We start from the raw sequence: 24,845 nt of genomic DNA on the forward strand, positions 1-24,845 counted from the left end.
GGCCCTTTTCCGGCACGCGTCCGTTGTGTGCGGATAATGTCGTCATGAAGCTGCGGATCTTCACCGAGCCCCAGCAGGGCGCGACATATGACGACCTGCTCACCGTCGCCCAGGCCACCGAACGACTGGGTTTTGACGCCTTCTTCCGTTCCGACCACTACATGCGCATCGGCCCCGGCGACCCGGGCGTCGGCTCGACCGACGCGTGGATCACGCTGGCCGGCCTGGCCAGGGAGACCTCGCGGATCCGGCTGGGCACCCTGGTGACGCCGGCCACGTTCCGGCTGCCCGGGCCGCTGGCGATCAGCGTCGCGCAGATCGACCAGATGAGCGGCGGCCGGGTCGAGCTGGGCTTCGGCACGGGCTGGTTCGACACCGAGCACGCGGCGTACGGCATCCCGTTCCCGCCGCAGAACGAGCGGTTCGGGCGGTTCGAGGAGCAGCTCGAGATCATCACGGGCCTGTGGACCGCGGAGAAGAGCTTCTCGTTCGAGGGCAGCTACTACCGGGTGGCCGACTCCCCCGCGCTGCCCAAGCCGGTCCAGCGGCCCAGGCCGCCGATCATCATCGGCGGGTTCGGCGCCAAGCGCACGCCGCGGCTGGCGGCCACGTACGCCGACGAGTACAACCTCCCGTTCCACACCCTGGCCGACACGGAGCAGGCGTTCGCGCGGGTGCGCGCGGCCTGCGAGACGACCGGGCGCAGCCTGACCTACTCGGTGGCGCAGACCACCGTCGTGGGCGCGGACCGGGCGGAGGTCGAGCGGCGCGCGGCCGCCATCGGCGAGAACCCCGAGACCCTGCCCGCGGGCGGCCTGTGCGGCACCCCGGCCGAGATCGTGGAGAAGATCGGCAAGTTCGCCGAGCTGGGCGCCGAGACGGTCTACCTCCAGATCATGGACCTGAACGACCTCGAGCACCTGGAGCTGATCGCCGCTGAGGTGCTTCCGCACGTGTAAGTAATCATTGGCGGCGCTTCGTGGCGGTACGGCAGACTTGGGACGTGCTGCTGACGATCACGACCACCGCGAGGCCCGCCACTGACCTGGGTTTCCTCCTGCACAAGCATCCCGGGCGGGTGCAGGAGTTCGGCCAGTCGTTCGGCACGGCGACGGTGTTCTACCCCGAGGCCGAGGAGGAGCGCTGCACGGCGGCTCTCCTCCTCGAAGTCGATCCGATCGCGCTGGTCAGGTCGCGCGGCAAGAGCTCGCCCGACTTCAGCCTGTCGCAGTACGTCAACGACCGCCCCTACGCGGCCTCCTCGCTGCTGGCCGTGGCGCTGGCCGACGTGTTCCGCACGGCGCGGGCGGGCCGGTGCAACGCCAGGCCCGCGCTGCCGGGCACGCCGCTGCCGCTGGAGCTGCGGCTGCCCGCGCTGCCCTGCCGGGGCGGCCCCGAGCTGGCCGCCAGGCTCTTCGAGCCGCTCGGGTGGGAGGTGGACGCGCAGGCCGTGCCGCTCGACGAGGGCTTCCCCGAATGGGGTGATTCGCGCTACGTCGGGCTCACCCTCCGCGGCACGGCGCGCCTCGCCGACGCGCTCAACCACCTGTACGTGCTGCTGCCGGTGCTCGACGACGGCAAGCACTACTGGATCGCGCCCGACGAGGTCGACAAGCTGATCAGGGCGGGGGCGGGCTGGCTGTCGGGGCACCCGGAGCGCGGCCTGATCACCCGGCGCTACCTGGGGCGGCGCTGGGCGCTGGCCCGCACCGCGCTGGCGCGCCTGGCCGAGCTGGGCGACGAGACCGAGGAGCAGCTGGAGCCCGCGGTCGAGGAGGACGCGCCCGCCGACGAGGCCGCCGCCGCCGAAGCCGAGGCCGCCGAAGCCGAGGCCCAGGGTGACGCTTCTCAGGAGGAGGCCGCCCAGGAGGCGGCTCCCAAGGCGAAGCCGCTGAACCTCCGGCGGCGCGAGGCGGTGCTGGCCAAGCTGGAGGAGCTCGGCGCGGTCAGCGTGATCGACCTGGGCTGCGGCCAGGGCGAGCTGGTCGGCGCGCTGCTGGCCAGGCCCAGGTTCGCCCGGGTCGGCGGCATGGACGTCTCGTCGATGGCGCTCACCATCGCCGCCCGCAAGCTGCGCCTGGAGCGCATGCCCGACAGCAAGCGCGCCAGGCTCACCCTGTTCCAGGGCGCGCTCACGTACACCGACAAGCGGCTGTCCGGCTACGACGCCGCGGTGCTCATGGAGGTGATCGAGCACGTCGACCCGCCGCGCCTGACCGCGCTCGAACGCGTCGTGTTCGGCCGCGCCCGTCCCCAGCACGTGCTCGTCACCACCCCCAACGTCGAGCACAACGTCCGCTACGAGTTCCTGACCGGCCTGCGCCACCCCGACCACCGCTTCGAGTGGACCCGCGCCGAGTTCGCCGCCTGGGCCACCAGGGTCGCCGGCGAGTACGGCTACCAGGTCGCCTTCGAGCCGGTCGGCGACGACGACCCCGAGGTCGGCCCGCCGACCCAGATGGGAGTGTTCACCCGTGATCAGCGTTCCTGAGCTCTCGCTGGTGGTGCTCGTCGGCGTCTCGGGCAGCGGCAAGTCGACGTTCGCCAGGAAGCACTTCAAGCCCACGCAGGTCATCTCCTCCGACTTCTGCCGCGGCCTGGTCTCCGACGACGAGAACGACCAGTCGGCCACGCCCGCGGCATTCGACCTGCTGCACCACATCGTCGGCGTGCGGCTGGCCAGGGGCCTGTTCACCGTGGTCGACGCCACCAACGTCCAGTACGCGGCCCGCCGGAGCCTCCTCGACCTGGCCAGGAAGCACGACGTGCTGTGCGACGCGATCGTGCTCGACGTGCCCGAGGAGGTGGCCATCGAGCGCAACGCCACCCGGCCCGACCGCGACTTCGGCCCCGGCGTGGTGATCCGCCAGCGCAAGGAGCTGCGCCGCTCGCTGAGCAGGATCTCCAACGACGGGTTCCGGCGGGTCCACGTGCTGCGCGGCCTCGACGAGATCGACGCCGCGGAGATCACGTACGAGCGGGCCTGGTCCGACCGGACCGAGCTGACCGGCCCCTTCGACATCATCGGCGACGTCCACGGCTGCCGCGCCGAACTGGAGGCGCTGCTGCGCAGGCTCGGCTGGGAGGGGCTCACGCACCCGGAGGGCCGCACGGCCGTGTTCGTCGGCGACCTGGTCGACCGCGGCCCCGACACCCCCGGCGTGCTGCGCCTGGTGATGGACATGGTCGAGGCCGGCACCGCGATCTGCGTGGCCGGCAACCACGAGCAGAAGCTCGTGCGCGCCCTCAACGGCCGCAAGGTCACGGTCGCGCACGGCCTGCGGGAGTCGCTCGACCAGCTCGCGGCGCAGGAGCCGGAGTTCGTGGAGCGGGCCAGGACGTTCATGGACGGCCTGCTCAGCCACTACCGCCTCGACGGCGGCCGGCTCGTGGTCGCGCACGCGGGCCTGAAGGAGGCCTACCACGGCCGCGCCTCGGGCCGGGTGCGCGCGTTCGCCCTGTACGGCGACACGACCGGCGAGACCGACGAGTACGGCCTGCCCGTCCGCTACCCGTGGGCCGACGAGTACCGCGGCCGGGCGATGGTCGTCTACGGCCACACCCCCACGGTCCGCCCCGAGTGGGTGAACAACACGATCTGCCTCGACACCGGCTGCGTCTTCGGCGGCCACCTGACCGCGCTGCGCTACCCGGAGCGGCAGATCGTCCAGGTCCCGGCGGAGAAGGTCTGGTACGAGCCGGCCAAGCCCCTCGGCACCGGCTCGGCCCGCGATCCCGGCATGCTGGACATCAACGACGTGATCGGCACCCGGCACGTCGAGACCAGATTCGGCACCAGGGTCAAGGTCCTGGAGGAGAACGCGGCCGCGGCCCTGGAGGTCATGAGCCGGTTCGCGGTGGACCCGCGCTGGCTGGTCTACCTGCCGCCCACCATGGCGCCGCCGGAGACGTCCAAGCTCGACGGCTACCTGGAGCACCCGCACGAGGCGTTCGAGGAGTTCGCCGCCGCCGGGGTGCGCGAGGTCGTGTGCGAGGAGAAGCACATGGGCTCGCGGGCCGTCGCCGTGCTGGCCAGGACGCCGGAGGTGGCGGCGGCCAGGTTCGGCGTGACGGACGGCAGCACGGGCGCCGTCTACACGCGCACCGGGCGGCCGTTCTTCGCCGACACCGCGCCGCTGGTCGAGCGGTTGCGCGAGGCGTGCGAGCCGCTCTGGGCGGAGCTGGACTCCGACTGGGTGGCGCTCGACTGCGAGCTGCTGCCCTGGTCGGCGAAGGCCGGCGACCTGATCAGGTCGCAGTACGCCTCCGTCGGCGCGGCCGCCCGCGCCGCGCTGCCCGAGGCGGTCGCGGCCCTGGAAGCGGCGGCCGGGCGGGGAATGGACGTGGGCGGACTGCTGACCCGCGCCCGGCGCCGCTCCCACAACGCTGCCCTGTTCCGCGACGCTTATGCGCGCTACTGCTGGCCCGTCGACGGTCTGGAGGGCATCCGGCTGGCGCCGTTCCAGATCCTCGCCTGCGAGGGGCGGGCCACGGCGCTGGAGCCGCACGCCTGGCACCTGTCCACGCTGGCGCTGCTCGACTCGCCGCTGATCGCCCCCACCAGGCACGTCTTCGTCACGCTCGACTCGCCCGGGTCGAGGGCGTCGGCGACCGAGTGGTGGGAGTCCCTGACGGCGGCGGGCGGCGAGGGCATGGTGGTCAAGCCCGCGGCGTACGCCCCCGGCCGGGTGCAGCCCGGGGTGAAGGTGCGCGGGCGCGAATACCTGCGCATCATCTACGGCCCCGACTACACCGAGTCGCTCGACGTGCTGCGCCGGCGCTTCCTCGGCAAGAAGCGCTCGATGGCGCTGCGCGAGTACGCGCTGGGGCTGGAGGCGCTGTCGCGGCTGGCGGAGGGCGAGGCGGCCTGGCGGGTGCACGAGCCGGTCTTCGCGGTGCTGGCCCTGGAGTCGGAGCCCGTGGACCCCCGGCTCTGACTAACGCCATGACCTGCGGGTATGTCCTCCCACCACGGGAAGGACCTGCATGGCAACGAAGTTCGCGCACCACGAGCACCTCGGCCACGTCGTCTTCATCACGGCGGCCGCGGCCATCGGGGGGTTCCTGTTCGGCTACGACAGCGCCGTCATCAACGGCGCCGTCGTCGGCATCCAGAAGTACTTCCACGTGGGGCCGGTCGAGATCGGGTTCGTGGTGGCCATCGCCCTGCTCGGGTCCGCCGTGGGGGCGTGGGCGGGCGGCGGGCTGGCCGACCGGCTGGGGCGCACCAGGACGATGCAGGTGGCGGCGCTGCTGTTCGCGGTCAGCTCGATCGGGCAGATGCTGCCGTTCGCCATCTGGGATCTCGCGTTCTGGCGCGTGATCGCGGGCTTCGCGATCGGCATGGCCTCGGTGATCGGGCCCGCGTACATCGCCGAGGTGGCCCCGCCCGCCTACCGGGGCCGGCTGGGCTCGTTCCAGCAGCTGGCGATCGTGCTGGGCATCGCGGTCTCGCAGCTCGTCGACTTCCTGATCGTCCAGCTGGCCGGCGGCAACGTGAACAACCCCCTCTGGGGCCTGCAGGCGTGGCAGTGGATGCTGGGCGCCTGCGTCGTGCCCGCCCTGTTCTACCTGACGTTCGCGCTGATCATCCCCGAGTCGCCGCGCTACCTGATCATGTCGGGGCGCACCAGGAGGGCCCGCGAGGTGCTGGCCGAGATCGAGCCCGAGGACGTGGACATCGAGGCCCACATCGCGGAGATCCAGCACGTGCTGCGCACCCAGCGGGTGCCGGGGCTGAAGGACCTGCGCGGGCCCGCGCTCGGGCTGCTGCCGATCGTCTGGATCGGGATCGGCCTGTCGGTCTTCCAGCAGTTCGTCGGCATCAACGTGATCTTCTACTACTCGTCCGTGCTGTGGCAGTCGGTCGGCATCAACCAGAGCGCCTCGCTGCTGATCAGCTTCTCCAGCTCGATGATCAACATCGTGGGCACGTTCATCGCGATCTCGCTCGTGGACAGGATCGGGCGCAAGCCGCTGCTCCTGATCGGCTCCGCCGGCATGGCGGTGTCGCTGGCCACCGCGGCGTGGGCGTTCAGCGCGGCCCGGACGGTGGGCACGACGGTCACGCTGCCCGACCCGCAGGGGCTGGTCGCGCTCGTGGCGGCCAACGTGTTCGTGCTGTTCTTCGCCCTGTCCTGGGGCGTGGTGGTCTGGGTGCTGCTGGGGGAGATGTTCCCCAACCGCATCCGCGCCGCCGCCCTGGGCGTCTCCGCCGGGGCCCAGTGGATCGCGAACTGGGCGGTCACGGTGACGTTCCCGGCGATGGCGGCCTGGAACCTGCCGCTCACCTACACCATGTACGCGTTCTTCGCGGTGCTGTCGTTCCTGTTCGTCGTCAGGTGGGTGCGCGAGACCAAGGGCCGCAAACTCGAAGACATGGGCTAATCTCCGGCACGTGATTGACGACGTCCTCGCCCCCGAGCTCGACGTGCTGTTCTGCGGCATCAACCCCGGCCTCATGTCCGAGGCCACCGGCCACCACTTCGCCCGCCCCGGCAACCGCTTCTGGCCCGCGCTGCACCTGTCCGGCTTCACCCCGCGCCTGCTGGCCCCGGCCGAGCAGCACCTCCTGCCCTCGTACGGCCTGGGCATCACGAACATCGTCGCCCGCCCGAGCGCCAAGGCGTCGGAGCTGACCAAGGAGGAGCTGGTCGAGGGCGGCCTGGCCCTGGCCGCGAAGGTGGCGGCCGCGACGCCGACGGTCCTGGCGGTGCTGGGGATCTCGGCGTACCGCACGGCCTTCGCCCGTCCCAAGGCCCGCATCGGCCTCCAGGCCGAGCCCGTCGGTGGGGCCAGGGTGTGGGTGCTGCCCAACCCGAGCGGGTTGAACGCGCACTGGACCCTGGCCACCATCGCCGACGAGATGGGACGGCTACGCGGTTACGCGGCCTACTTGGCCGCGAAGTCCTGGGTCCAGTAGATCCGGCCCTGGGAGTTCTTGGCCACGCCGACGCCGATCAGGTTGTACCGGCAGTTCATGATGTTGGCCCGGTGGCCCGCGCTGTTCATCCAGCCCTGGACCACGGAGGCCGGGGAGGGCTGGCCGAAGGCGATGTTCTCGGCGAAGGCGTTGCCTCCGCTGAAGCCGGCGGCCCGGATGCGGTCCATGAAGCTGCGGCCGTCCTTGGAGGTGTGGTCGAAGTAGCCCTGCTTCGCCATGTCGTCGGAGTGGCCGAACGCGGCGGCGCGGAGCTGCGGGTCGTGCTTGAGCGGCTGGCAGCCGCCCTTGGCCCGCTCGGCGTTGGTCAGCCTGAGGACCTCGTTCTCCTCGGCCGTGCCGACCGTCCCTCCGGACGACGGGGGCGGCGCGGTGGGCGTGCCCGTGGGAGTGCCAGTGGGAGTGCCCGTTGGGGTGGGCGTCGGCGTGCTGTCAGGGGTGCAGGTCAGCCGGACGGCCCGGGACTTGGCGGTGCCGCCGCGGTAGTCGGTCGCGACCGCGTAGTAGGTGCCCGGTTTGCAGGCGAGTGTCAGGGTGATGCGGCCGTCCTTGGAGGCCCCGCTCTTGACGACGGGGTCGGGGCCCGGGACGGCGCGCTTGATGCGGATGCGCAGGAGTGCGCTGTCGTCGCAGTTACGGCGGGTGGCGAACGACTTGATCTTCAATGCGTTGGTGAGGCTGGGCTTGGCCACGTTCACGCGGCACGAAGCCTGCGCCTCAGCCGAGCTCTGCGCCGCGGCCTCGGCCGCACCGATCGGCGCGCAGAGCGCCGCCAGGCCGATGAGCCCGGCAAATACCCCAATGGGTCTACGCATAGGGGGTTCCCTCCAGTTGCCATAGACGCTGGATGGCAAGGCATTCTGTCGGGAACGAGACCGACTTGTCACTTAATTGCGACATAAATCTCGAAACTCAGGTAAACCAGAGTGCCATTTGAGGCGTCCGTGCCCCCGCTGCCGCAGGCCCGAAACTCCTGTCTCACGGGGCTTTGCGCGCTCATGGGCCCCGTGAAAACCACCTGGAGGTACGCGGGAGATCGCTTGGGGGTTCACGAAGAAGCCCGCGGATCGTCAGAGATCCTCTTCGTGGAGGGAGGTCAACCACGCCGCTGCCTGCTCGACATGCAGTTCTCGCAGCCCTTTGCGTGGCCCGACGTCAATGATGCGGAAGCGGTCCACGTTCTCGTGGTGCTTCAGATACAGGCGGTCGGCGCGTTCGAGGTCGTCGTCGAACCAGACGAACGGCCTGCGGTTGACGTAGGCGGCGACCGGAGGCGTCTTTGGGTGGACGTGCGGCGCTTTCGTCCCGGAGTTGACCGGGATCACCGGGAGTTCGGGTAACCCGACCAGCGGCCCGATCTCACGGTTGGCGTGCTCTGCCCACGTGGTCGCCCACACCAGCTCGGCGCCGGTCTCGTGGGCGAGCTGCAGCAGCAACGGCCCGTGCTCGGGGTTGAGGACCACCGGATAGGCCACCCCGTCACAGACGGCCGTCACGCTCAGCCAGTCGGGGCCCTGCCTGTGCCACGGGTTCAGGACGCCGTCCACGTCCAGCAGGATCAGCGGGCGCATGGCAGCCAAGGTAGCTTGGCCGGCCGTGCCGACAACCGGGTACGGGCTCCCGAACGCCCGCCAGGCGCCGCCACATGACGGCCGAGCCCTGAGAGCGCGGCTCAAGCCACGTGGATGCGCCCCGTCACCTGGTCCGGCGGCGGGGCGCTCCGTGATCGTGCGTCACCGGCGCGTCATGATCCCGCTCTGGTCAGCAGGGCCACGCACTCCACGTGATGGGTCATCGGGAAGGCGTCGAAGGCCCGCAGGTCGGAGAGGGGGTAACCGAGCTCCGCCAGCCAGGCCAGGTCCCGCGCCAGCGTGGCCGGGTCGCAGGAGACGTACACGATCCGCTGGGCCTCCAGCGAGGCGATCCGCTCCACCACCTCGCGCCCCAGCCCGGAGCGGGGCGGGTCGACGACCACGAGGTCGGCGCGTTCGATCTGGAAGCGGTCCAGCGCCTCCTCGACCCGTCCCCGCTCGATCCGGGCCTGCGGCAGGTCGCGGAGGTTGGCGCGGGCGTCGCGGACGGCGGCCGCCTCCGACTCCAGCCCGAACACCGCCCCCTCGGCCCCCACGGCCTCCGCCAGACCCGCCGCGAACAGCCCCACCCCGCAGTAGAGGTCGAGCGCCCACTCCCCCGGCTCCGGCGCCGCGTAGGCCAGCACCGCGTCCAGCAGCGTCTCGGCGGCACCCGGGTGGACCTGCCAGAAGCCGCTGCCCGCGACCCGGAACCCGCGGTCGCCGACCTGCTCGTGCAGCACCCCCGAGCCGCGGCGCGGCACCGTACGGCCCTTGCCCTGGTCGAGGAGGATCGAGGCGGACGCTTCGAGCTCGGGCACGGTGACGCTGCGGCGCGGCCTGGGCGAGACGACCACGGCCCGGTCGCCGGCCGAGGACGCGATGACCTCGACGCCGGCCGCGCCCGGCCAGGAGTGCTGCTCGGCGCCGACCGCCTCCACCTCCGGGTGGGCGATCAGGCAGGCGTCCACGACCTCGATGTCGTGCGAACGGTGCCGGCGAAAGCCCAGCTCACCGCCGGGCCGGGCGGCGAACTGGACGCGGGTGCGCCAGCCGAGCCCGTCCTTGGCGCCCGGCACCTCCTCCACCACGACCTCGCGCGACAGGCCCGCGAGCCGCTTGAGCTGCTCGGCCACGACCTGCGCCTTGAGCCGCCGCTGCGCCTCCAGCGTGGCGTGCTGCCAGTCGCACCCGCCGCACCGCCCGGGGCCGGCGTACGGGCAGGGCGGGACGACGCGGTCGGGCGAGGGCTCCAGGATCTCCACGGCGTCGGCACGCAGGAACCTGGTGGTCTCCTCGGTGACGTCGGCGATCACCCGCTCGCCTGGCAAGGCGTGGCGTACGAACACCACGCGCCCTTCGTGGCGCGCCACACACCAGCCGCCGTGGGCGACCGGACCTACCGTCAGCTCGAGAGATGCCTGTTCCACAGGGACACCCTATGCCCGAGCCTGCTCCCCGTCCTTGACGGTCTGGTCCCAGGGACGCCGCACCGCGCCCGGCGCGAACGGCTCCGGCCTGCCCTTGAGGCGGTCGGAGGAGTGCAGCTGCCAGGGCACGCTCGTCACCATGACCCCCGGCTTGAACAGCAGCCGTGCCTTCAGCCTGAGCGCGCTCTGGTTGTGCAGCGCGTGCTCCCACCAGTGGCCGACCACGTACTCGGGGATGAAGACGGTCACCACGTCACGCGGCGAGCGCCGCCGCAGGGTCTTGACGTAGTCGAGGATGGGCTGCGTGATCTCGCGGTACGGCGAGTCGAGCATCTTGAGCGGCACCGGGATGCCCCGGCGCTCCCACTCCTCCTGCAGCTTGCGCGCGTCCTCGCCCTCGACGCCCACCGTGACGGCCTCCAGCGTGGACGGCCTGGTGGCGCGGGCGTAGGCCAGCGCGCGCATGGTCGGCTTGTGCAGCTTGGAGACGAGCACGATCGCGTGGTTGCGCGCGGGCAGCATGGCCGGCTCGTACTCCTCGCTGATCTCCAGCTCGGCCGCCACGTTGTCGTAGTGGCGCCTGATGCCCTTCATCATGAGGAACAGGATCGGCATCGCGATGCACACGATCCACGCCCCGACCAGGAACTTCGTCAGCAGCACGACCACCAGCACGAGCCCCGTCATGATCCCGCCGAAGAAGTTGATCACGCGGGAGCGGTGCATCTGGTGGCGCACCTTGGGGTCGGTCTCGGTCTTCAGGTGGCGGGTCCAGTGGATGACCATGCCGATCTGGCTGAGCGTGAACGAGACGAAGACGCCGACGATGTAGAGGTTCAGCAGGCGGCTGACGTCGGCCTGGAACCCCCACAGCAGCAGGCACGCGCCGAGCGCGAGGATGATGATGCCGTTGGAGAAGGCCAGCCGGTCGCCGCGGGTGTGGAGCTGGCGCGGCAGGTAACGGTCCTGCGCCAGGATGGCGCCGAGCACCGGGAAGCCGTTGAAGGCCGTGTTGGCGGCCAGGAAGAGGATCAGGGCGGTCACCGCCGAGATCACCACGAACGGCAACGACCCCCCGCCGAACACCGCGTCGGCCACCTGGGAGATGATCGGCTGCTGGTAGTAGCCGGGGCCGACGGGCTCGCCGTTGGGCAGGTGCAGGTCGGTGGCGACCACGGACGGCTCGGCGATCTTCACGCCCGACGCGAGGCCGAGCGCGATGATGCCGCCGAACATGGTGATCGCGACCAGGCCCATCATCAGCAGCGTGGTGGCGGCGTTCCTGCTCTTGGGCTTTCTGAAGGCGGGCACGCCGTTGCTGATGGCCTCGACGCCCGTCAGGGCGGCGCAGCCGGAGGAGAACGCGCGCAGGATCAGGAACGCGGCGGCGAAGGTGGTCAGGTTGGTCTGCTCGGCCTCGATGGTGAAGTGGGCGCTCGGCGCCTGGAGCTGCTCACCCAGCACCAGCAGCCGGAACCCGCCCCAGGCGATCAGGCCCAGCACGGCGATCATGAACGCGTACGTGGGGACGGCGAAGGCGGCGCCGGACTCGCGGATGCCGCGCAAATTGATCACCGTGAGCAGGATCACGATGGCGATGGCGATGGCGGGCTTGTGCTGGCCCACGAACGGGATCGTGGCGCCGACGTAGTCGACGCCGTTGGCGACGGAGACCGCGACCGTGAGCACGTAGTCGACCATGAGCGCGCTGGCGACGGTGAGGCCGGCGTTCTTGCCGAGGTTGGTGGTCGCCACCTCGTAGTCCCCGCCGCCGCTCGGATAGGCGTGCACGTTCTGCCGGTACGACGCCACGACGGTGAGCATCACGACCACGACGGCGATCGCGACCCAGGGACTGTAGGTGTAGAAGGAGACTCCGGCCAACGACAGGATGACCAGAATCTCTTGGGGCGCATACGCCACAGAAGAGAGCGCGTCACTCGCGAAAACCGGCAGTGCTATCCGTTTTGGGAGGAGTTGCTCGTGAAGCTGCCCGCTACGCAGGGCGCGCCCCACGAGCAAGCGTTTGACAAGATCCGTTACCTTCGCCACGTAACGAGATGCTAGCCCCATGCCGAGGCCTTAAACGAGGCGCTCCCCCCTCGGGCCATACTGGTGTCCAGCAATGGGCCGACCGCGAAAGTGCGGGGGGAAATGCATATAGTGATCATGGGGTGTGGCCGGGTCGGTTCGACTCTCGCTCATATCCTCGAGGACAGCGGCCATTCCGTCGCCATCATCGACCGCGACCCGCAGGCGTTCCGGCGGCTTCGCGCCGGGTTCCGAGGGCGGCGGGTGACGGGCGTGGGCTTCGATCGCGACGTGCTCACCGAGGCCGGCATCGAGTCCGCCGCCGCGTACGTCGCGGTCTCCAGCGGCGACAACTCCAACATCATCTCCGCCCGGGTGGCCCGCGAGACGTTCGGCGTGGACAACGTGGTGGCCCGCATCTACGACCCCCGTCGTGCCGAGGTCTACCAGCGGCTCGGCATCCCCACGGTGGCGACCGTACGGTGGACGGCCGACCAGATCCTGCGCCGCATCCTCCCCGAGGGCGCCGAGCCGCTCTGGCGCGACCCCACGGGCACGGTCATCCTCGCCGAGGTCACCGCCAACCCCGAGTGGATCGGCACCCGCGTCGTCGACCTCGAGCACCGCGTCAGGACGCGCGTGGCCTTCATCAACCGCATGGGCGAGGCCCTGACCATCACGGAGGACACCGTGGTGCAGGAGGGCGACGTGCTCCACGTCATCGCCGCGGAGAACGACATGGACCGGATCAACAAGGTGCTCGCCGCGGCACCGGAAGAGGACGAGTGATGCGCGTCGCCATCGCCGGAGCGGGCGCCGTGGGCCGCTCCATCGCGGCCGAGCTCCTGGAGAACGGCCACGAGGTCCTGCTCATCGACGTGGACCCCCGGGCCATCAAGATCGACAGCGTGCCGCGCGCCGAATGGCTCCTCGCCGACGCCTGCGAGATCGCCTCCCTCGACGAGGCCGGGCTCAGCAACTGCCACGTCGTGGTCGCCTCCTCCGGCGACGACAAGGTCAACCTGGTCGTCTCGCTGCTGGCCAAGACCGAGTACGGCGTGCCGCGCGTGGTGGCCCGCATCAACCACCCCAACAACGAGTGGCTCTTCAACGAGTCCTGGGGCGTCGACGTGGCCGTCTCGACCCCGCGCCTGCTGAGCGCCCTGGTGGAGGAGGCGGTCAGCGTCGGCGACCTCGTCCGCCTGATGACCTTCCGCCAGGGCCAGGCCAACCTCGTGGAACTCACGCTGGCCGAGGACGCCCCGGTGGTGGGCCAGCGGGCCGGCTCGGTGCCGTGGCCGGTGGACTCCGCCCTGGTCGCGATCCTCCGGGAGGGCCGGGTCCTGGTGCCGACGGCGGACGATCCGCTGGAGGCGGGCGACGAGCTGCTGTTCGTCGCGAACCAGGAGGTGGAGCAGGAACTCGCCCACCTCCTCTCCCAGCACTAGCCGGTACGGACCCGGGAGGCTCCGGGGGTTCCGGGCGAAAAGCAAGGTCCTCGCTGGGAGGCGCGCTGCGCGCGACGAGAGCTCGGGCAGCGCTCTGTGGGGGCCAGCCCCCACACCCCCAGACGGGGACCTGCCGGTCCCCGCACCCCCGGACGCGACCCCGATTACTCACCCATCAACGGCATGACCCCGGGCGCAAGTTGTCGGCATCCCGGATGAAGAACGTCGCGATCAGGACCTGTCTCCAGCCGAGAATGACGAGGGCCGCTCAGGGCAATGGTCATCACGGAACCGATCTTCAAGCGTGCGACCATCCGATAGGAGCGGGTTTGCGCCGGATGCCGCCCTACTCCTACTCCAGGAGGAGGGCCGCCACTTTTGGGATCCATCAGGTCGGGCCACACTTGCTCAGCAGGCAGCAGGTCACGCTCCGGTAGAGCTACCTCTGGAAACCATGCTTCGGGGGGACAACCAGGCATCCGGCTCAGGATCAGCGTGACCAGGTCGAAGTTCTGGCCCTCGCTGCTGTAAGCCCGTGCCCCGAGAAGCACGAAGACCTCTCGCCACAGGGAGCGAGAGGTCTTTCTGGAGCCGGAACCGGTGCTCAGTCGAAGGTCAGACGGAGGCGCGGGTCGTCCGGGTCGACGCAGCGCGCGGTGATCTTCATGGGCAGCACGATGAAGCCGTTCTCCAGCCACTCCAAGTACTGCTCGCACACAGCCTCTTCCCGCCCCCTCCAGTCGTCGTCCGCGACCGCCGGCGCGGCTGACAGGAGCAGGGCGGCGGCGGTTGTGGCCAGGGCGGTGACGGCGCGGGTGTACATAGGGCCCCCGATCGGCTCGAAGTGATCTTTCGAGAGCCTTCGTACCCGCGCGAGTGGATCAGCTCGTCAAGGAAACGATCCGGAGATCTTTACCAGCGCGGCTCGGCCGGAGGGCGGCCGAGCCGGATGGGTCGTCAGGCCGGGGCCACCGGCGGCTTGATCGGGGTGCGGCCGCGGCCCAGGACCCAGAGCATGGCGCCGAGGGCGGCCACCTGGAGCGGCCAGCCCATGGCGATCTTGGCGACGCCGAGGGCGGCGACCGCCTCGTTGCCGCCGCCGAACCAGTAGACCGGCCCCTGCACGGCCACCCGGACCGCGCACGGCAGCAGGAGCAGCCAGGTCAGCCGGGTGCAGAGCTTCACGATGCCGGGGTCCTTGTGCCAGGCGGTCGGGTCGCCCGTGACCGAGCCGATCAGGAAGCCGACCACCGGCCACCGGGTGACGATGGACAGCAGCATCGCCACCATGTAGCCGGCGTTCCACAGGATGCCGGGCAGGAAGTAGTCCTTGGCGTCGCCGGTGCGGCTGGCGAAGAACGCGCCGATGGCGATGCCGATCAGGCTGTTGATCACGAACTGCGGCGTGGACCGCTGCACGATCCTGACCAGCAGCAGCACCACCGCGATCGAGACGCTCACGATGAGCGAGAGCTTCAGCTCCTCGGTGGTGATCCAGCACACCGTGAAGGCGATCGTCGGGATCGCCGCCTCGATGATGCCGCGCACCCCGCCGAACGCCTTGGCGAGCTGGGCTCGCACCGCCGCCTCAACGGTGTCGTGGGCGACCTCTTCCGCCTCAGCACTCACGTGTCAACTCCCTGGGCGCAGCTCGTAACGCGGATTGAACATCACCTTGCGTCCGTCCTGCATGCTGACCAGGCCCTCGGCCTTGACCGTGCGGCCGGGCTCGATGCCCGCGATCTTGCGGCGGCCGAGCCAGACCAGGTCGATCACGTCGGACCCGTCGTAGAGCTCGGCCTCGAGGGCGGGGGCGCCGCCCCTCGGACGGAGTGTCACCGTACGTAGCGTACCCGCCACGCAGAAGCGCCGGCGGCCGCCACACGACACGATGGGGGTCGCGCCGACCTCGTCGGCGTCTTCCCGCAGTTCCTGGGCCTCGATCTCGGACTGGGGTGAGGCCAGCCGACTGAAGAAGCCGCGCAATCCCCCGCGTTTCGGAGGCTCTGCCGTACTCATGATGAATCAGCCTATGTGATGTCGGCGCGATGTCAGCCCTCAGCGAATCTCGCTGATTTCGGGGCCCCGTTTGAACGGGTTGAACCCAGGCCGATCCTCCGCGTTCTCGCCTGTCTGTTCGTTGGGCCGGCGCAGCGGGATGGGCTCCTCGCGGGCCATCGGCTCGCTGCCCCGGACCACCACGACGTCCTTGACGAAGTCGATGTACGCCGCCGCCACGGCCTCGTCGAGCGCCGCCTTGCCGGAGATCACCGCGAGCAGGAACCAGCGGGGCCCGTCGATGCCGAGATATCGGGCGGGGCGGGAGCCGTCGTCGACCTTCATCTCGCCCCTCAGCTCGCTGCCGAACGGGCCCTCCCGCTCCTCCAGATGCTGCGCCTGGGCCAGGATCTTGGTCTTGACCTCGTCCCACAGGCCCGAGCTGCGCGGTGCGGCCAGGGCCTGGAGCTGCAGCGAGCTCTCCTCGTAGAGCACCACGACACCGACGTGCTGGTCTCCGACGGAGGCCAGCCGCACGTCGAAGTCGGGATTGTGCGGCAACCGCAGGCCGCCCAGGTCGATCCTGTCGGTCTCCGGGTGGGGCTCGTCGGCGTCCCACGGGCCGGAATCTCGCGCAGGGGCGGCAGGATCCTGCTCGACGACCTGCTCCGGCTGCTCACGACGACGACGTCGGAACACGTTCCTCACTCTCCTCGCTCGCGGGGCCGTCAGCGCGGCCCCGATGATCATCGTCCTGTCGATCCGAACCCGTTGGCGCCGCGCACCGAACCCGGCAGGCGCTCCACCTCGGAGAAGACCGCGCGCTCGACCCGCTGGACCACGAGCTGGGCCACCCGGTCGCCCCGCTGGAGGCGGAACGGCTCCTTGGCGTCGGTGTTGATCAGCGTCACCCTGATCTCGCCGCGGTAGCCCGCGTCGACCGTGCCCGGCGCGTTGACCAGCGTGACGCCGTGCTTGGCGGCCAGCCCGGACCTCGGGTGGACGAACGCGGCGTAGCCGTCGGGCAGGGCGATCGCGACGCCCGTCCCGACGACGGCCCGCTCGCCGGGCAGCAGCTCGACGTCCTCGGCCGCGTAGAGGTCGGCGCCCGCGTCTCCCGCATGGGCGTAGGACGGCATCGGCAGCCCGGCGTCGAGCCGCTGGATGAGGACCTCTACCTTGCTCAAGGGTTCACCTCGTAGTCCTGTCGTTCTGTGCGGTGGCGTGCTTGGCGAAGTGTCCCATGCTCACCTCGGCGAACAGCGCCGCCGCGCGGGCGGCGGCCGGACCGTCGCGGGCCGTTTCGCCCCTCAGCCTCAAGGTACGCCTTCCCGCCCGCATTGCCGTCGCACCCGGCGCGCAAGTGGAGTGTCGTGCCCACGGGAGCGGAGAGGAGACAGGGAGTCACGGCTGACGAGGTTACTCGGTGTCCACCCGCCGGCCGTTCTCGCCCTTGCTTCCGGGCTCGGCGCTCCTGCCGCCGGGCTCCGCGCCCCGCGATCCGGACGCGTCGTCGCGGGGAGCGGTTCCCTCGCCGCGCGGGCGGGGAACCTCGCCGGTCCCTCCCCCGGCGTCCCCTCTGGGCCCCGTGTCCTCGCCGGGACTGTGGCTGGGTGGTGGCAGGGCGGGTGGTTGATGTCTGAGCTCGGGCAGCGCCCGGTAGATCACCGCGGCCACCGGCACGGCGACGGCGGCCCCCGCGATGCCGGCCAGGATGCCGCCGATGGCCAGCACCAGGATGATCGCCAGCGGATGGAAGTTGAGCGCCCGGCCCACGATCAGCGGCTGGAGCACGTGGTTTTCCAGCTGCTGCTCGACGATGAGGATGCCGAGGAAGATCAGCGCGTAGACGAGCCCCTTGGCGCCCAGCGTGACGAGGGTGGCGACCGTGCCGGCGAAGAAGATGCCGACGATGGGGATGAAGCTGGCGAAGAAGATCAGTACGGCCAGCGGCGCCCACAGCGGCACGCCCATGCCCGCCAGCACGATGCCCATGATGAGGCCGTGCACGGCGGCCACGGCCACGGTGCCCTGCACGTAGTGGGAGAGCGTGGCCCAGGCGGCCCGCCCGGCCCGGTCCACGCGCGGCGCCACGTTGCCGAACCCGCGCAGGACCCACGCCCAGATGCGGTCGCCGTCCTTGAGCAGGAAGAACGTCACGAACAGCAGCAGCACGATGGACGCGAGCACCTCGAAGGCGACCGCGCCGGCCGACAGCACGGTGCCGGTGATGGCCGTGCGCTGCGCGTTGACCATGGTGGCGATCTCGTCGACGTAGCTCGTGATCTGCGCCTCTTTGAGGTGCAGGGGGCCGGTGATCAGCCAGTCCTGCACCGATCGGGCCGTGGCCTGCACCTGCTGGACGAGGTTGGGGAACTCGTCGCTGGCCCGCGCCCCCACCAGCCACCCGGTGCCGAAGAGCACGGCCAGGGCCACCAGCATGGTGATCCAGGTGGCGTAGATGGGCCGCATGCCCGCCTGGCGCAGGCTGTTGGTCAGCGGGAACAGCAGCGCGGTCAGCAGCAGCGCGATCGCCACGGGCAGCGCCACGAACGTGAGCCGGGCGATGACGAGGGCGAAGAAGTAGACCACCACGCCGACGAGGATCAGGCACGCGCACCACGCGGCCATCCTGGCCAGCACGGGCGGCACGAGCTTGGTTGGGCGGTCGGGCAGCACATTTCAAGACTGTCACGTCCGCGGCCCGGGCGCGCGCCCATAAATCATGGGGCGGCTCACAACAGGGCCACGCGAAGGCGGCGCGACCAGCGCAAGCCCGCCTCGCCGAGGTCGGGCCTGTGCAAGGGATGGACGGCGTGTCACCGTCATGGTCATGAAGGCTGTGGTGGTCCTCGCCGTGCTCGCCTCGCTCCTGCCCGCCCCCGCGTACGCCTCCCGCGCCGATCTGGCGCTGGAAGTGCTCTCCAGCCGCCCCGACCAGGTGACCGGCGGTGACGCCCTGCTCAGGGTCCGCCACCGCGAGGGCGCCCGGCTCCGGGTCACGCGGGACGGCGAGGACGTCACGGCGGCCTTCAGGCGGACCAGGGACGGCCTCACCGCCCTCGTCACGGGACTCAGGACGGGCGCGAACACGATCGTGGCCACGGCGGGCCGGGAGCGGCGGACGCTGACGCTGCGCAACCATCCCGTCGAGGGCCCGGTCTTCTCGGGCCCGCACCAGTACCCGTTCCTGTGCAAGACCGAGCGCAGCGGCCTGGGGCCGCCCGCGGTGGACAACCAGGACGGCCAGGGCATGCGCGTCGCGGGCGGCTGGAGCAGGGACTGCTTCGCCCCGGCCGTCACCGACCGCCTCTACCGGTCCACGGACGGCACGTTCAAGCCCCTGCCGGCGGGCGGACCTGCGAGCGGTCCTCTTGGGCGGCCCGCCGACATGTCCACGACCACGCTGCTGGACGGCCGCACGGTCGACTTCGTGGTACGCAGGGAGCGCGGCGTGATCAACCGCTTCCTCTACTCCATCGCCATGGTCGAGGACGGCTGGACCGGCCGGGCGATCTACCGGTTCGACGGCGGCGTGGGCATCGGTCACGACCAGGGCACGCTGGGCGGCAACGCCCTCGACCCGTACGGGCTGGGCAAGGGCTACGCGGTCATGTACTCGTCGGGCACCCGCACCTCCACCCACTACAACCTGATCCTGGGCGGCGAGACGGCCCTCATGGTCAAGGAGCGTTTCATCGAGCAGTACGGCGTCCCGCTCTACACGGTGGGCGTGGGCGGCTCGGGCGGCGCCATCCAGCAGTACCTCTACGGCCAGAACCTGGGCGACCGGGTGATCGACGCCGCGATCCCGCAGTACTCCTATCCGGACATGGTCACCCAGACCATCCACGTCGGCGACTGCGAGCTGCTCGAACGCTACATGGACCACAACCCGCGCTGGGCCCGGTGGGACGACAGGACGGCCCTCATCGGCATGAACGCCGACGACACGGTCGCGAACCCGTACACCGGCAAGCAGGGCTCCGACGAGTGCGTCAACGGCTGGCGCGGCCTGACCCCGCTGACCATGAACCCGCGGTGGACCTCGAACAACGACCCCGAGTGGCAGCGCATGGACCCGCCGGGCGTCAAGGACACCGTGCAGTGGACGCACTGGGACGACGTACGCAATGTCTACGGCGTGGACGAGCACGGGTACGCCCGCTCCACCTGGGACAACGTGGGCGTCCAGTACGGGCTGAAGGCGCTGGCCGACGGCGTGATCACGCCGGCCGAGTTCCTGGACGTCAACGCGAAGGCGGGCTCGTGGAAGGAGGCGGCGGACATGGTCCAGGAGGGCTGCCCGTTCGTCCAGGCCGCCTGCCCGGCCGACTTCGACCCCTGGAGCGCCCGCAACGTCACCCTGGGCGACCCGGCGCCCAGGCGCGCGGGAGACCCCATCGCGATCGGGAACGTGCGGCGCAGCGGCCTGGTGTTCAGGGGCGACATCGACATCCCGATCATCGACTGGCGGCACTACCTGGAGGACCGGCTCGACATGCACGACTCGCACCAGTCGTTCGTCTCCAGGCAGCGGATGCTTGATCACGACGGCCGGGCGGGCAATCAGGTCATCTGGTTCACGGACGCGCGGCCCGGCGGGCCGGCGTTCGACCAGACGCCGCAGGCGCTGCAGGTGATGGACGCCTGGATGGCCAATATCCGGAAATATCCGGCGCGCGGCGTGGCCGGCAACAAGCCGCCCGACGCGGTGGACCGCTGCTTCGCCACCGACGGCACGCCCATCGCGGCGGGCCCGCACGTCTGGGACGGCATCCTCGACCGCCGCTCCCCCGGCGCCTGCACGCGGCGCTTCCCGCTCTACTCGACGACCCGGGTGGTGGCGGGCGGCCCGCTGGCGGGCGGCGTCTACAAGTGCCGCCTGCAGCCGGTCGATCAGGCCGTCGCGAGGGGCCTGTACGGCTCCTGGCACCCGACCGAACAGGAGCGGGCCAGGCTGAAGCAGATCTTCCCTACCGGAGTGTGCGACTACTGACGGGCAGCTCGCGCATCGAGCGCAGGGGCGAGGTGACCAGCGGCAGGAACGCCAGGCAGGCCCCGGCCGCGGCCACCAGGAGCGTGTCCCGCACCCCGATCGCCCCGCCCAGCGCGCCGCCGATCGCCCCGCCGAGCGGCAGCGTGCCCCACACGAGGAAGCGCATGGTGGCGTTCACCCGCCCGAGCAGCGGCTCGGGCGTGATGGCCTGGCGGAAGCTGAGCTGCGTGACGTTGTAGACCACCACCCCCGCCCCGACGCAGAACTGGTAGGCCACGAACAGCCCGAGCCGCCAGTCGGCCGCCATCCACGGCAGCACGAACGTCAGCGGCGCCGGCACCGCGATGCCCAGCCACATCGCCGGCCCCTGCCCGAGCCACCTGACGACCCGGGCGTTGACCAGCGCGCCGACGATCCCGCCGAGGCCGCCCGAGGCCATGAGCAGGCCGATGGCGCCCGCGTCCAGGCCGAGCTCTCTCGCCAGGAGGAGCAGGAGCATCGGCTGGGCCACGGAGACGAAGAAGTTCGCGGTGGCGGTGCAGGCGGCGATGCGGCGCAGCAGCCGGTGCCCGAGCACGAACCGCACGCCTTCGGCGATCTCCCGGCCCAAGTTGGCCCGGCCGGGCTCCTGGCGGGGCTCGCGCCTGCGGATCCTCCCCAGGCACAGCGCCGACCAGGCGAACCCGGCCACCGTGGCGGCCAGCGCGAACGGCGCGGTGAGGAGGTGGATCAGGTAGCCGCCCCCGCTCGGCCCGCCGACCTGCGCCACCGTACGCACGATCTCCAGCGTGGAGTTGCCCTCGACCAGCCGCTCGCGCTCGACCAGGCGGGGCAGGTAGCTCTGGTACGCGACGTCGAAGAACACGGTGAACGCGCCCAGCGCCAGCGCCACCGCGTACAGCTGGTGGATCGTCAGCACGTCCAGCCACCACGCGACCGGCACGGACGCGAGCGCCAGCGCCCTCGCCCCGTCACTGACCATCATGACCACGCGCTTGCGCAGCCGGTCGACGAGGGCGCCGGCGGGGAGCCCGATCACCACGAACGCCAGCGTCTGGCACGCCGCCAGCAGGCCCACCTCGAACTCCGAGGCCCGCAGCGCCGACACGGCCACCAGCGGCAGGGCCAGCACCAGGAGCTGGCTGCCCGCCTGGCTGGCGACGTCGGCGAGGAACAACCGGCGGAAGTCGTGATCGCGTAACAGGCTCACCCGTCAGAGGATCCCTGACCGATTGAGAAAAATCAACCGGTTATAGGGTGGCGGTCCATGGGCACCCCACGCCGCCCCGCCACCGAGGCCGAGGCCCGCGCGCTGGCCTCGTCCGTACGGCTGCGCATCCTGCGGCTCTGTCTCGACCAGGCGCTCACCAACAAGGAGATCGCCGGCCGCCTCGACGCCAACCCCGCCACCACCCTCCACCACGTGCGCAAGCTCGTGGAGACGGGTTTCCTGGCCGCCGAGCCCAGCCGGCCGGGGCCGCGCGGCTCCACGGAGATCCCCTACCGGGCCACCGGCAAGTCATGGGAGATGGACGTCCGCGAGAGCGGCGTGAGCGGGGGCAGCGCGGCGATGCTCGACGCGTTCCTGCAGGAGAGCAGGCTCATCGACATCGAGCGGGCCGACCTCGTCAGGCTGGGGCTCAGGCTCACCCCCGAGGGGCACGCGGAGCTGCGCAGGCGGCTGGAGGAGCTGTTCGACGAGTTTCGCGGGCGGCAGCCGCCGCCGGACGGGCAGGCGTACTCGATCTTCCTGGCCATGCACCGCGACGTCACCCGGGACCCCTGAACGCGCGGACGCCGGGCGCCCCGCGGAGGGGCGGCCCGGCGTCCTGCCATCCGGACGTCAGCCCAGGTGGACCTCGACTTTCAGCTCGTCACCATACTCCAAGACGAACTCCTCCACAGTGCCCGCGGCACAAAGGTCGTCCTGAGCTTGGCGGACAAGCCCGACTTCGGGTGCCCAAACGGTCAACCTGGAGACCTCGGCCCGCATCGACAGCTTGGCCTCGGACTTGGCCTTGCGCACCTGGCCGAGCACGTCGGACGCCACGGCCAGCACGGCCGGGTCGCCGGCCCCGCGCGGGAGAGCGGGCCACGGGGCCCGGTGCACCGACCCCTCGCGCCACCACGACCACACCTCTTCGGTCACGAAGGGCAGGAACGGCGCGAACAGCCGCAGCAGCACGTCGAGCGCCTGCCGCAGCGCCGCGTGGGCGGAGGCGGCGGCCGGGCCGGACTCGTAGGCCCTGGCCTTGACCAGCTCCAGGTAGTCGTCGCAGAACGCCCAGAAGAAGCGCTCCACGGCCTCCAGCGCCCGGGTGTGGTCGTAGGCCTCGAACGCCTGGCCGGCCTCGCGCACGACGTCGGACAGGGCCGCCAGCATCGACAGGTCGAGCGGCTCGGTGACCGTGTTTGATCCTGGCCCGTCGCTCTCGGCCAGGCCGAGGACGAACTTGGACGCGTTGAGGATCTTGATCGCGAGCCGCCGCCCGATCTTGAGCTGCCCGGCGTCGAACGCGGTGTCCACGCCGTAGCGGCCGTTGGCCGCCCAGTAGCGCACCGCGTCGGAGCCGTGCTGCTCCAGCAGGTCGAGCGGGGTGACCACGTTGCCCTTGGACTTGGACATCTTCTTGCGGTCGGGGTCGAGGATCCAGCCCGAGATCGCGACGTCGCTCCACGGGAGCTGGCCGAACTCGTAGTGCGACCTGACCACGGTCGAGAACAGCCAGGTGCGGATGATCTCGTGGGCCTGCGGCCGCAGGTCGGCCGGGAAGACGCGCTTGAACAGGTCGTCGTCGCTCTCCCAGCGGCCCGCGATCTGCGGCGTCAGCGACGAGGTGGCCCAGGTGTCCATCACGTCGGGATCGGCCATGAACCCGCCGGGCACGCCGCGCTGGTCCGGGGTGTAGCCGGGCGGCACGTCGGAGGACGGGTCGACCGGCAGCATGTCCTCCGTGGGCACGATCGGCGCGTCGTGGACGGGCTGCCCCGACTCGTCGATCGGATACCACACCGGGAACGGCACGCCGAAGAAACGCTGGCGCGAGATCAGCCAGTCGCTGGTCAGCCCCTCGACCCAGTTGTCGTAGCGCACGCGCATGTGCGGCGGGTGCCACGTCAGCTCGCGCCCGCGCCCCAGCAGCCGCTCGCGCAGCTCCTCGTCGCGCCCGCCGTTGCGGATGTACCACTGGCGGGTGGTGACGATCTCGAGCGGCCGGTCGCCCTTCTCGTAGAACTTGACCGTGCGCGAGACGGGCCTCGGCTCGCCCTCGAGGTCGCCGGACTCCCGCAGCAGCTCCACGATCCGCTCGCGGGCGCTGTGCACGGTCTTTCCGGCCAGCTCCTTGTACGGCTCCGCCTCCACGCCCTCCGGCGGCTCGGCCAGCAGCCGCCCGTCCCAGCCGATGATCGGCCGGGTCGGCAGGTGCAGCTCCCGCCACCAGGTGACGTCGGTGATGTCGCCGAAGGTGCAGATCATGGCGATGCCGGTGCCCTTGTCGGGCTCGGCCAGCCGGTGGGCCAGCACCGGCACCTCCACCCCGAACAGCGGCGTCAGCACCGACGTGCCGAACAGCGGCTGGTAGCGCTCGTCGTCGGGGTGGGCGACCAGCGCCACGCAGGCCGGGATCAGCTCGGGCCTGGTCGTCTCGATGAAGACCGGGCCCTTCTCGCCGTAGAACGAGATCTTGTGGAACGCGCCCGGCCACTCCCGGTCCTCCAGCTCGGCCTGGGCGACGGCGGTGCGGAAGGTGACGTCCCACAGCGTCGGCGCCTCGGCGAGGTAGGCCTCGCCGCGCAGCAGGTTGCGCAGGAAGGCGCGCTGCGAGACCGCCTGCGCCTCGTCGCTGATCGTGGTGTAGAGCAGCGACCAGTCGACCGACAGGCCGACCCGCCGCCAGACCTCCTCGAACGCCTGCTCATCCAGGGCGGTCAGCTTGTGGCACAGCTCCACGAAATTGCGCCGCGAGATGGCGATCTCACGTTTGCCGGGCTTGTCCGGTGGCACGAAGTCAGGGTCGTAGGGCAGCGACGGGTCGCAGCGCACGCCGTAGACGTTCTGCACCCGGCGCTCGGTGGGCAGGCCGTTGTCGTCCCAGCCGATCGGGTAGAACACCGACTTGCCGATCATCCGCTGGTAGCGGGCCATGATGTCGGTGTGGGTGAAGGAGAAGACATGACCGACGTGCAGCGAGCCGGACACCGTCGGCGGCGGCGTGTCTATGGCGTAGACCTGCTCGCGCGACGCGGACCGGTCGAAACGGTAGGTGCCCTCGTCTTCCCAGCGAGCTACCCATACCTGCTCCAACCCATCGAGGGTCGGCTTTTCCGGCATGGAGGCATGGCGTAGTCGCTGTTGAGTCATGCCTCCATATGGTACGGCTTCGCAGGCCCGGCAAGCGGTACAGACTAGTGTTCGTTACAGAGGGG

General features: G+C 70.8%; 22 protein-coding genes. 9 read left to right on the forward strand and 13 right to left on the reverse strand.

Features of this window, described 5'->3' with window-relative positions; all coding sequences use genetic code 11:
• Positions 1–44: 44 nt before the first annotated feature.
• Genes HD596_RS57910 through mug form a run of 5 tightly spaced genes read left to right on the forward strand, consistent with a single transcriptional unit; the run spans position 45 to position 6,922 of the window.
• The gene (locus HD596_RS57910) at positions 45–959 is read left to right on the forward strand and encodes an LLM class F420-dependent oxidoreductase (protein ID WP_185077834.1); all 915 of its coding nucleotides are present in this window, start codon (positions 45–47) and stop codon (positions 957–959) included.
• A 44-nt stretch (positions 960–1,003) separates the two neighbouring features.
• Positions 1,004–2,491, forward strand: a complete 1,488-nt coding sequence (locus tag HD596_RS57915) for a 3' terminal RNA ribose 2'-O-methyltransferase Hen1 (RefSeq protein ID WP_185077835.1) — start codon at positions 1,004–1,006, stop codon at positions 2,489–2,491.
• The gene (locus HD596_RS57920) at positions 2,475–4,937 is read left to right on the forward strand and encodes a polynucleotide kinase-phosphatase (protein WP_185077836.1); all 2,463 of its coding nucleotides are present in this window, start codon (positions 2,475–2,477) and stop codon (positions 4,935–4,937) included. Before HD596_RS57915 ends, HD596_RS57920 begins: the two co-directional genes overlap by 17 nt.
• A gap of 49 nt (positions 4,938–4,986) precedes the next feature.
• Positions 4,987–6,387 carry a sugar porter family MFS transporter gene (locus HD596_RS57925; protein ID WP_185077837.1) on the forward strand — a complete coding sequence of 467 codons (1,401 nt, stop codon included), beginning with the start codon at positions 4,987–4,989 and terminating at the stop codon, positions 6,385–6,387.
• Between the two features lie 10 nt (positions 6,388–6,397).
• Complete coding sequence (gene mug / locus HD596_RS57930; RefSeq protein ID WP_185077838.1) at positions 6,398–6,922, forward strand: G/U mismatch-specific DNA glycosylase; 525 nt, start codon at positions 6,398–6,400, stop codon at positions 6,920–6,922.
• On the opposite strand, the gene HD596_RS57935 is transcribed toward mug, so the two are convergent.
• The 4 genes from HD596_RS57935 to HD596_RS57950 all read right to left on the reverse strand — a co-directional run bounded on the left by HD596_RS57935 (position 6,892) and on the right by HD596_RS57950 (position 11,825).
• On the reverse strand, positions 6,892–7,755 hold the full coding sequence (locus HD596_RS57935) for a CAP domain-containing protein (protein WP_185077839.1): 864 nt from the start codon (positions 7,753–7,755) through the stop codon (positions 6,892–6,894). The two genes, mug and HD596_RS57935, sit on opposite strands and share 31 nt — an antisense overlap.
• Before the next feature lie 255 nt (positions 7,756–8,010).
• Positions 8,011–8,511 (reverse strand): HAD domain-containing protein, encoded by a 501-nt coding sequence (locus tag HD596_RS57940; protein ID WP_185077840.1) that lies wholly within the window; start codon positions 8,509–8,511, stop codon positions 8,011–8,013.
• A 173-nt stretch (positions 8,512–8,684) separates the two neighbouring features.
• The gene (locus tag HD596_RS57945) at positions 8,685–9,941 is read right to left on the reverse strand and encodes a class I SAM-dependent RNA methyltransferase (protein WP_313047471.1); all 1,257 of its coding nucleotides are present in this window, start codon (positions 9,939–9,941) and stop codon (positions 8,685–8,687) included.
• Positions 9,942–9,950: 9 nt separating this feature from the next.
• Positions 9,951–11,825, reverse strand: coding sequence for an APC family permease (locus tag HD596_RS57950; protein WP_446685871.1), 1,875 nt, complete (start codon positions 11,823–11,825; stop codon positions 9,951–9,953).
• Between the two features lie 270 nt (positions 11,826–12,095).
• Here HD596_RS57950 and HD596_RS57955 point away from each other — a divergent pair, with 270 nt between their 5' ends.
• Together HD596_RS57955 and HD596_RS57960 are read left to right on the forward strand one after the other, a co-directional pair.
• Complete coding sequence (locus tag HD596_RS57955) at positions 12,096–12,761, forward strand: potassium channel family protein (protein WP_185077842.1); 666 nt, start codon at positions 12,096–12,098, stop codon at positions 12,759–12,761.
• Positions 12,761–13,420 (forward strand): potassium channel family protein, encoded by a 660-nt coding sequence (locus HD596_RS57960; RefSeq protein ID WP_185077843.1) that lies wholly within the window; start codon positions 12,761–12,763, stop codon positions 13,418–13,420. The genes HD596_RS57955 and HD596_RS57960 overlap by 1 nt, the downstream gene beginning before the upstream one ends.
• 604 nt (positions 13,421–14,024) lie before the next feature.
• Here the strand turns inward: HD596_RS57960 and HD596_RS57965 are convergent.
• The 7 genes from HD596_RS57965 to HD596_RS57995 form a co-directional block, all read right to left on the reverse strand.
• A complete protein-coding gene (locus HD596_RS57965; RefSeq protein ID WP_185077844.1) occupies positions 14,025–14,243 on the reverse strand; it encodes a hypothetical protein in 219 nt (72 codons plus the stop codon).
• 134 nt (positions 14,244–14,377) lie between these two features.
• Complete coding sequence (locus HD596_RS57970; RefSeq protein WP_313047472.1) at positions 14,378–15,049, reverse strand: DUF3159 domain-containing protein; 672 nt, start codon at positions 15,047–15,049, stop codon at positions 14,378–14,380.
• A 3-nt stretch (positions 15,050–15,052) separates the two neighbouring features.
• On the reverse strand, positions 15,053–15,439 hold the full coding sequence (locus HD596_RS57975; RefSeq protein WP_090929309.1) for an OB-fold nucleic acid binding domain-containing protein: 387 nt from the start codon (positions 15,437–15,439) through the stop codon (positions 15,053–15,055).
• Positions 15,440–15,478: 39 nt separating this feature from the next.
• The gene (locus HD596_RS57980) at positions 15,479–16,117 is read right to left on the reverse strand and encodes a DUF3710 domain-containing protein (RefSeq protein ID WP_313047473.1); all 639 of its coding nucleotides are present in this window, start codon (positions 16,115–16,117) and stop codon (positions 15,479–15,481) included.
• Between the two features lie 47 nt (positions 16,118–16,164).
• A complete protein-coding gene (gene dut, locus HD596_RS57985) occupies positions 16,165–16,605 on the reverse strand; it encodes a dUTP diphosphatase (protein WP_185077846.1) in 441 nt (146 codons plus the stop codon).
• 4 nt (positions 16,606–16,609) lie between these two features.
• Positions 16,610–16,738: a hypothetical protein gene (locus HD596_RS64515; protein ID WP_281398372.1), complete on the reverse strand. Its 129-nt coding sequence runs from the start codon at positions 16,736–16,738 to the stop codon at positions 16,610–16,612.
• Positions 16,739–16,837: 99 nt separating this feature from the next.
• Positions 16,838–18,097, reverse strand: a complete 1,260-nt coding sequence (locus HD596_RS57995) for an AI-2E family transporter (protein WP_185077847.1) — start codon at positions 18,095–18,097, stop codon at positions 16,838–16,840.
• A 154-nt stretch (positions 18,098–18,251) separates the two neighbouring features.
• Between HD596_RS57995 and HD596_RS58000 the strand changes: the two genes are divergently transcribed.
• The gene (locus HD596_RS58000; RefSeq protein WP_185077848.1) at positions 18,252–20,417 is read left to right on the forward strand and encodes a DUF6351 family protein; all 2,166 of its coding nucleotides are present in this window, start codon (positions 18,252–18,254) and stop codon (positions 20,415–20,417) included.
• Here the strand turns inward: HD596_RS58000 and HD596_RS58005 are convergent.
• Complete coding sequence (locus HD596_RS58005; RefSeq protein WP_185077849.1) at positions 20,395–21,627, reverse strand: MFS transporter; 1,233 nt, start codon at positions 21,625–21,627, stop codon at positions 20,395–20,397. The two genes, HD596_RS58000 and HD596_RS58005, sit on opposite strands and share 23 nt — an antisense overlap.
• 57 nt (positions 21,628–21,684) lie before the next feature.
• Between HD596_RS58005 and HD596_RS58010 the strand changes: the two genes are divergently transcribed.
• Positions 21,685–22,203, forward strand: a complete 519-nt coding sequence (locus HD596_RS58010; RefSeq protein ID WP_185077850.1) for an ArsR/SmtB family transcription factor — start codon at positions 21,685–21,687, stop codon at positions 22,201–22,203.
• 57 nt (positions 22,204–22,260) lie between these two features.
• Here HD596_RS58010 and valS read toward each other — a convergent pair whose 3' ends face one another.
• A complete protein-coding gene (gene valS / locus HD596_RS58015) occupies positions 22,261–24,780 on the reverse strand; it encodes a valine--tRNA ligase (protein ID WP_246555516.1) in 2,520 nt (839 codons plus the stop codon).
• Between the last annotated feature and the right edge of the window lie 65 nt (positions 24,781–24,845).

Origin of the sequence: Nonomuraea jabiensis, assembly GCF_014204795.1 — a bacterium.
GTDB classification, from domain to species: Bacteria; Actinomycetota; Actinomycetes; order Streptosporangiales; family Streptosporangiaceae; genus Nonomuraea; species Nonomuraea jabiensis.

Bases quoted from the DNA above. Each gene is read 5' to 3' on its own strand.
- HD596_RS57910 (WP_185077834.1), top strand. From the start codon at position 45: ATGAAGCTGCGGATCTTCACCGAGCCCCAGCAGGGCGCGACATATGAC.
- HD596_RS57925 (WP_185077837.1), top strand. From the start codon at position 4,987: ATGGCAACGAAGTTCGCGCACCACGAGCACCTCGGCCACGTCGTCTTC.
- HD596_RS57935 (WP_185077839.1), bottom strand. From the start codon at position 7,755: ATGCGTAGACCCATTGGGGTATTTGCCGGGCTCATCGGCCTGGCGGCG.
- HD596_RS57940 (WP_185077840.1), bottom strand. From the start codon at position 8,511: ATGCGCCCGCTGATCCTGCTGGACGTGGACGGCGTCCTGAACCCGTGG.
- HD596_RS57955 (WP_185077842.1), top strand. From the start codon at position 12,096: ATGCATATAGTGATCATGGGGTGTGGCCGGGTCGGTTCGACTCTCGCT.
- HD596_RS57960 (WP_185077843.1), top strand. From the start codon at position 12,761: ATGCGCGTCGCCATCGCCGGAGCGGGCGCCGTGGGCCGCTCCATCGCG.
- HD596_RS57965 (WP_185077844.1), bottom strand. From the start codon at position 14,243: ATGTACACCCGCGCCGTCACCGCCCTGGCCACAACCGCCGCCGCCCTG.
- HD596_RS57975 (WP_090929309.1), bottom strand. From the start codon at position 15,439: ATGAGTACGGCAGAGCCTCCGAAACGCGGGGGATTGCGCGGCTTCTTC.
- HD596_RS58000 (WP_185077848.1), top strand. From the start codon at position 18,252: ATGAAGGCTGTGGTGGTCCTCGCCGTGCTCGCCTCGCTCCTGCCCGCC.
- HD596_RS58010 (WP_185077850.1), top strand. From the start codon at position 21,685: ATGGGCACCCCACGCCGCCCCGCCACCGAGGCCGAGGCCCGCGCGCTG.
- valS (WP_246555516.1), bottom strand. From the start codon at position 24,780: ATGACTCAACAGCGACTACGCCATGCCTCCATGCCGGAAAAGCCGACC.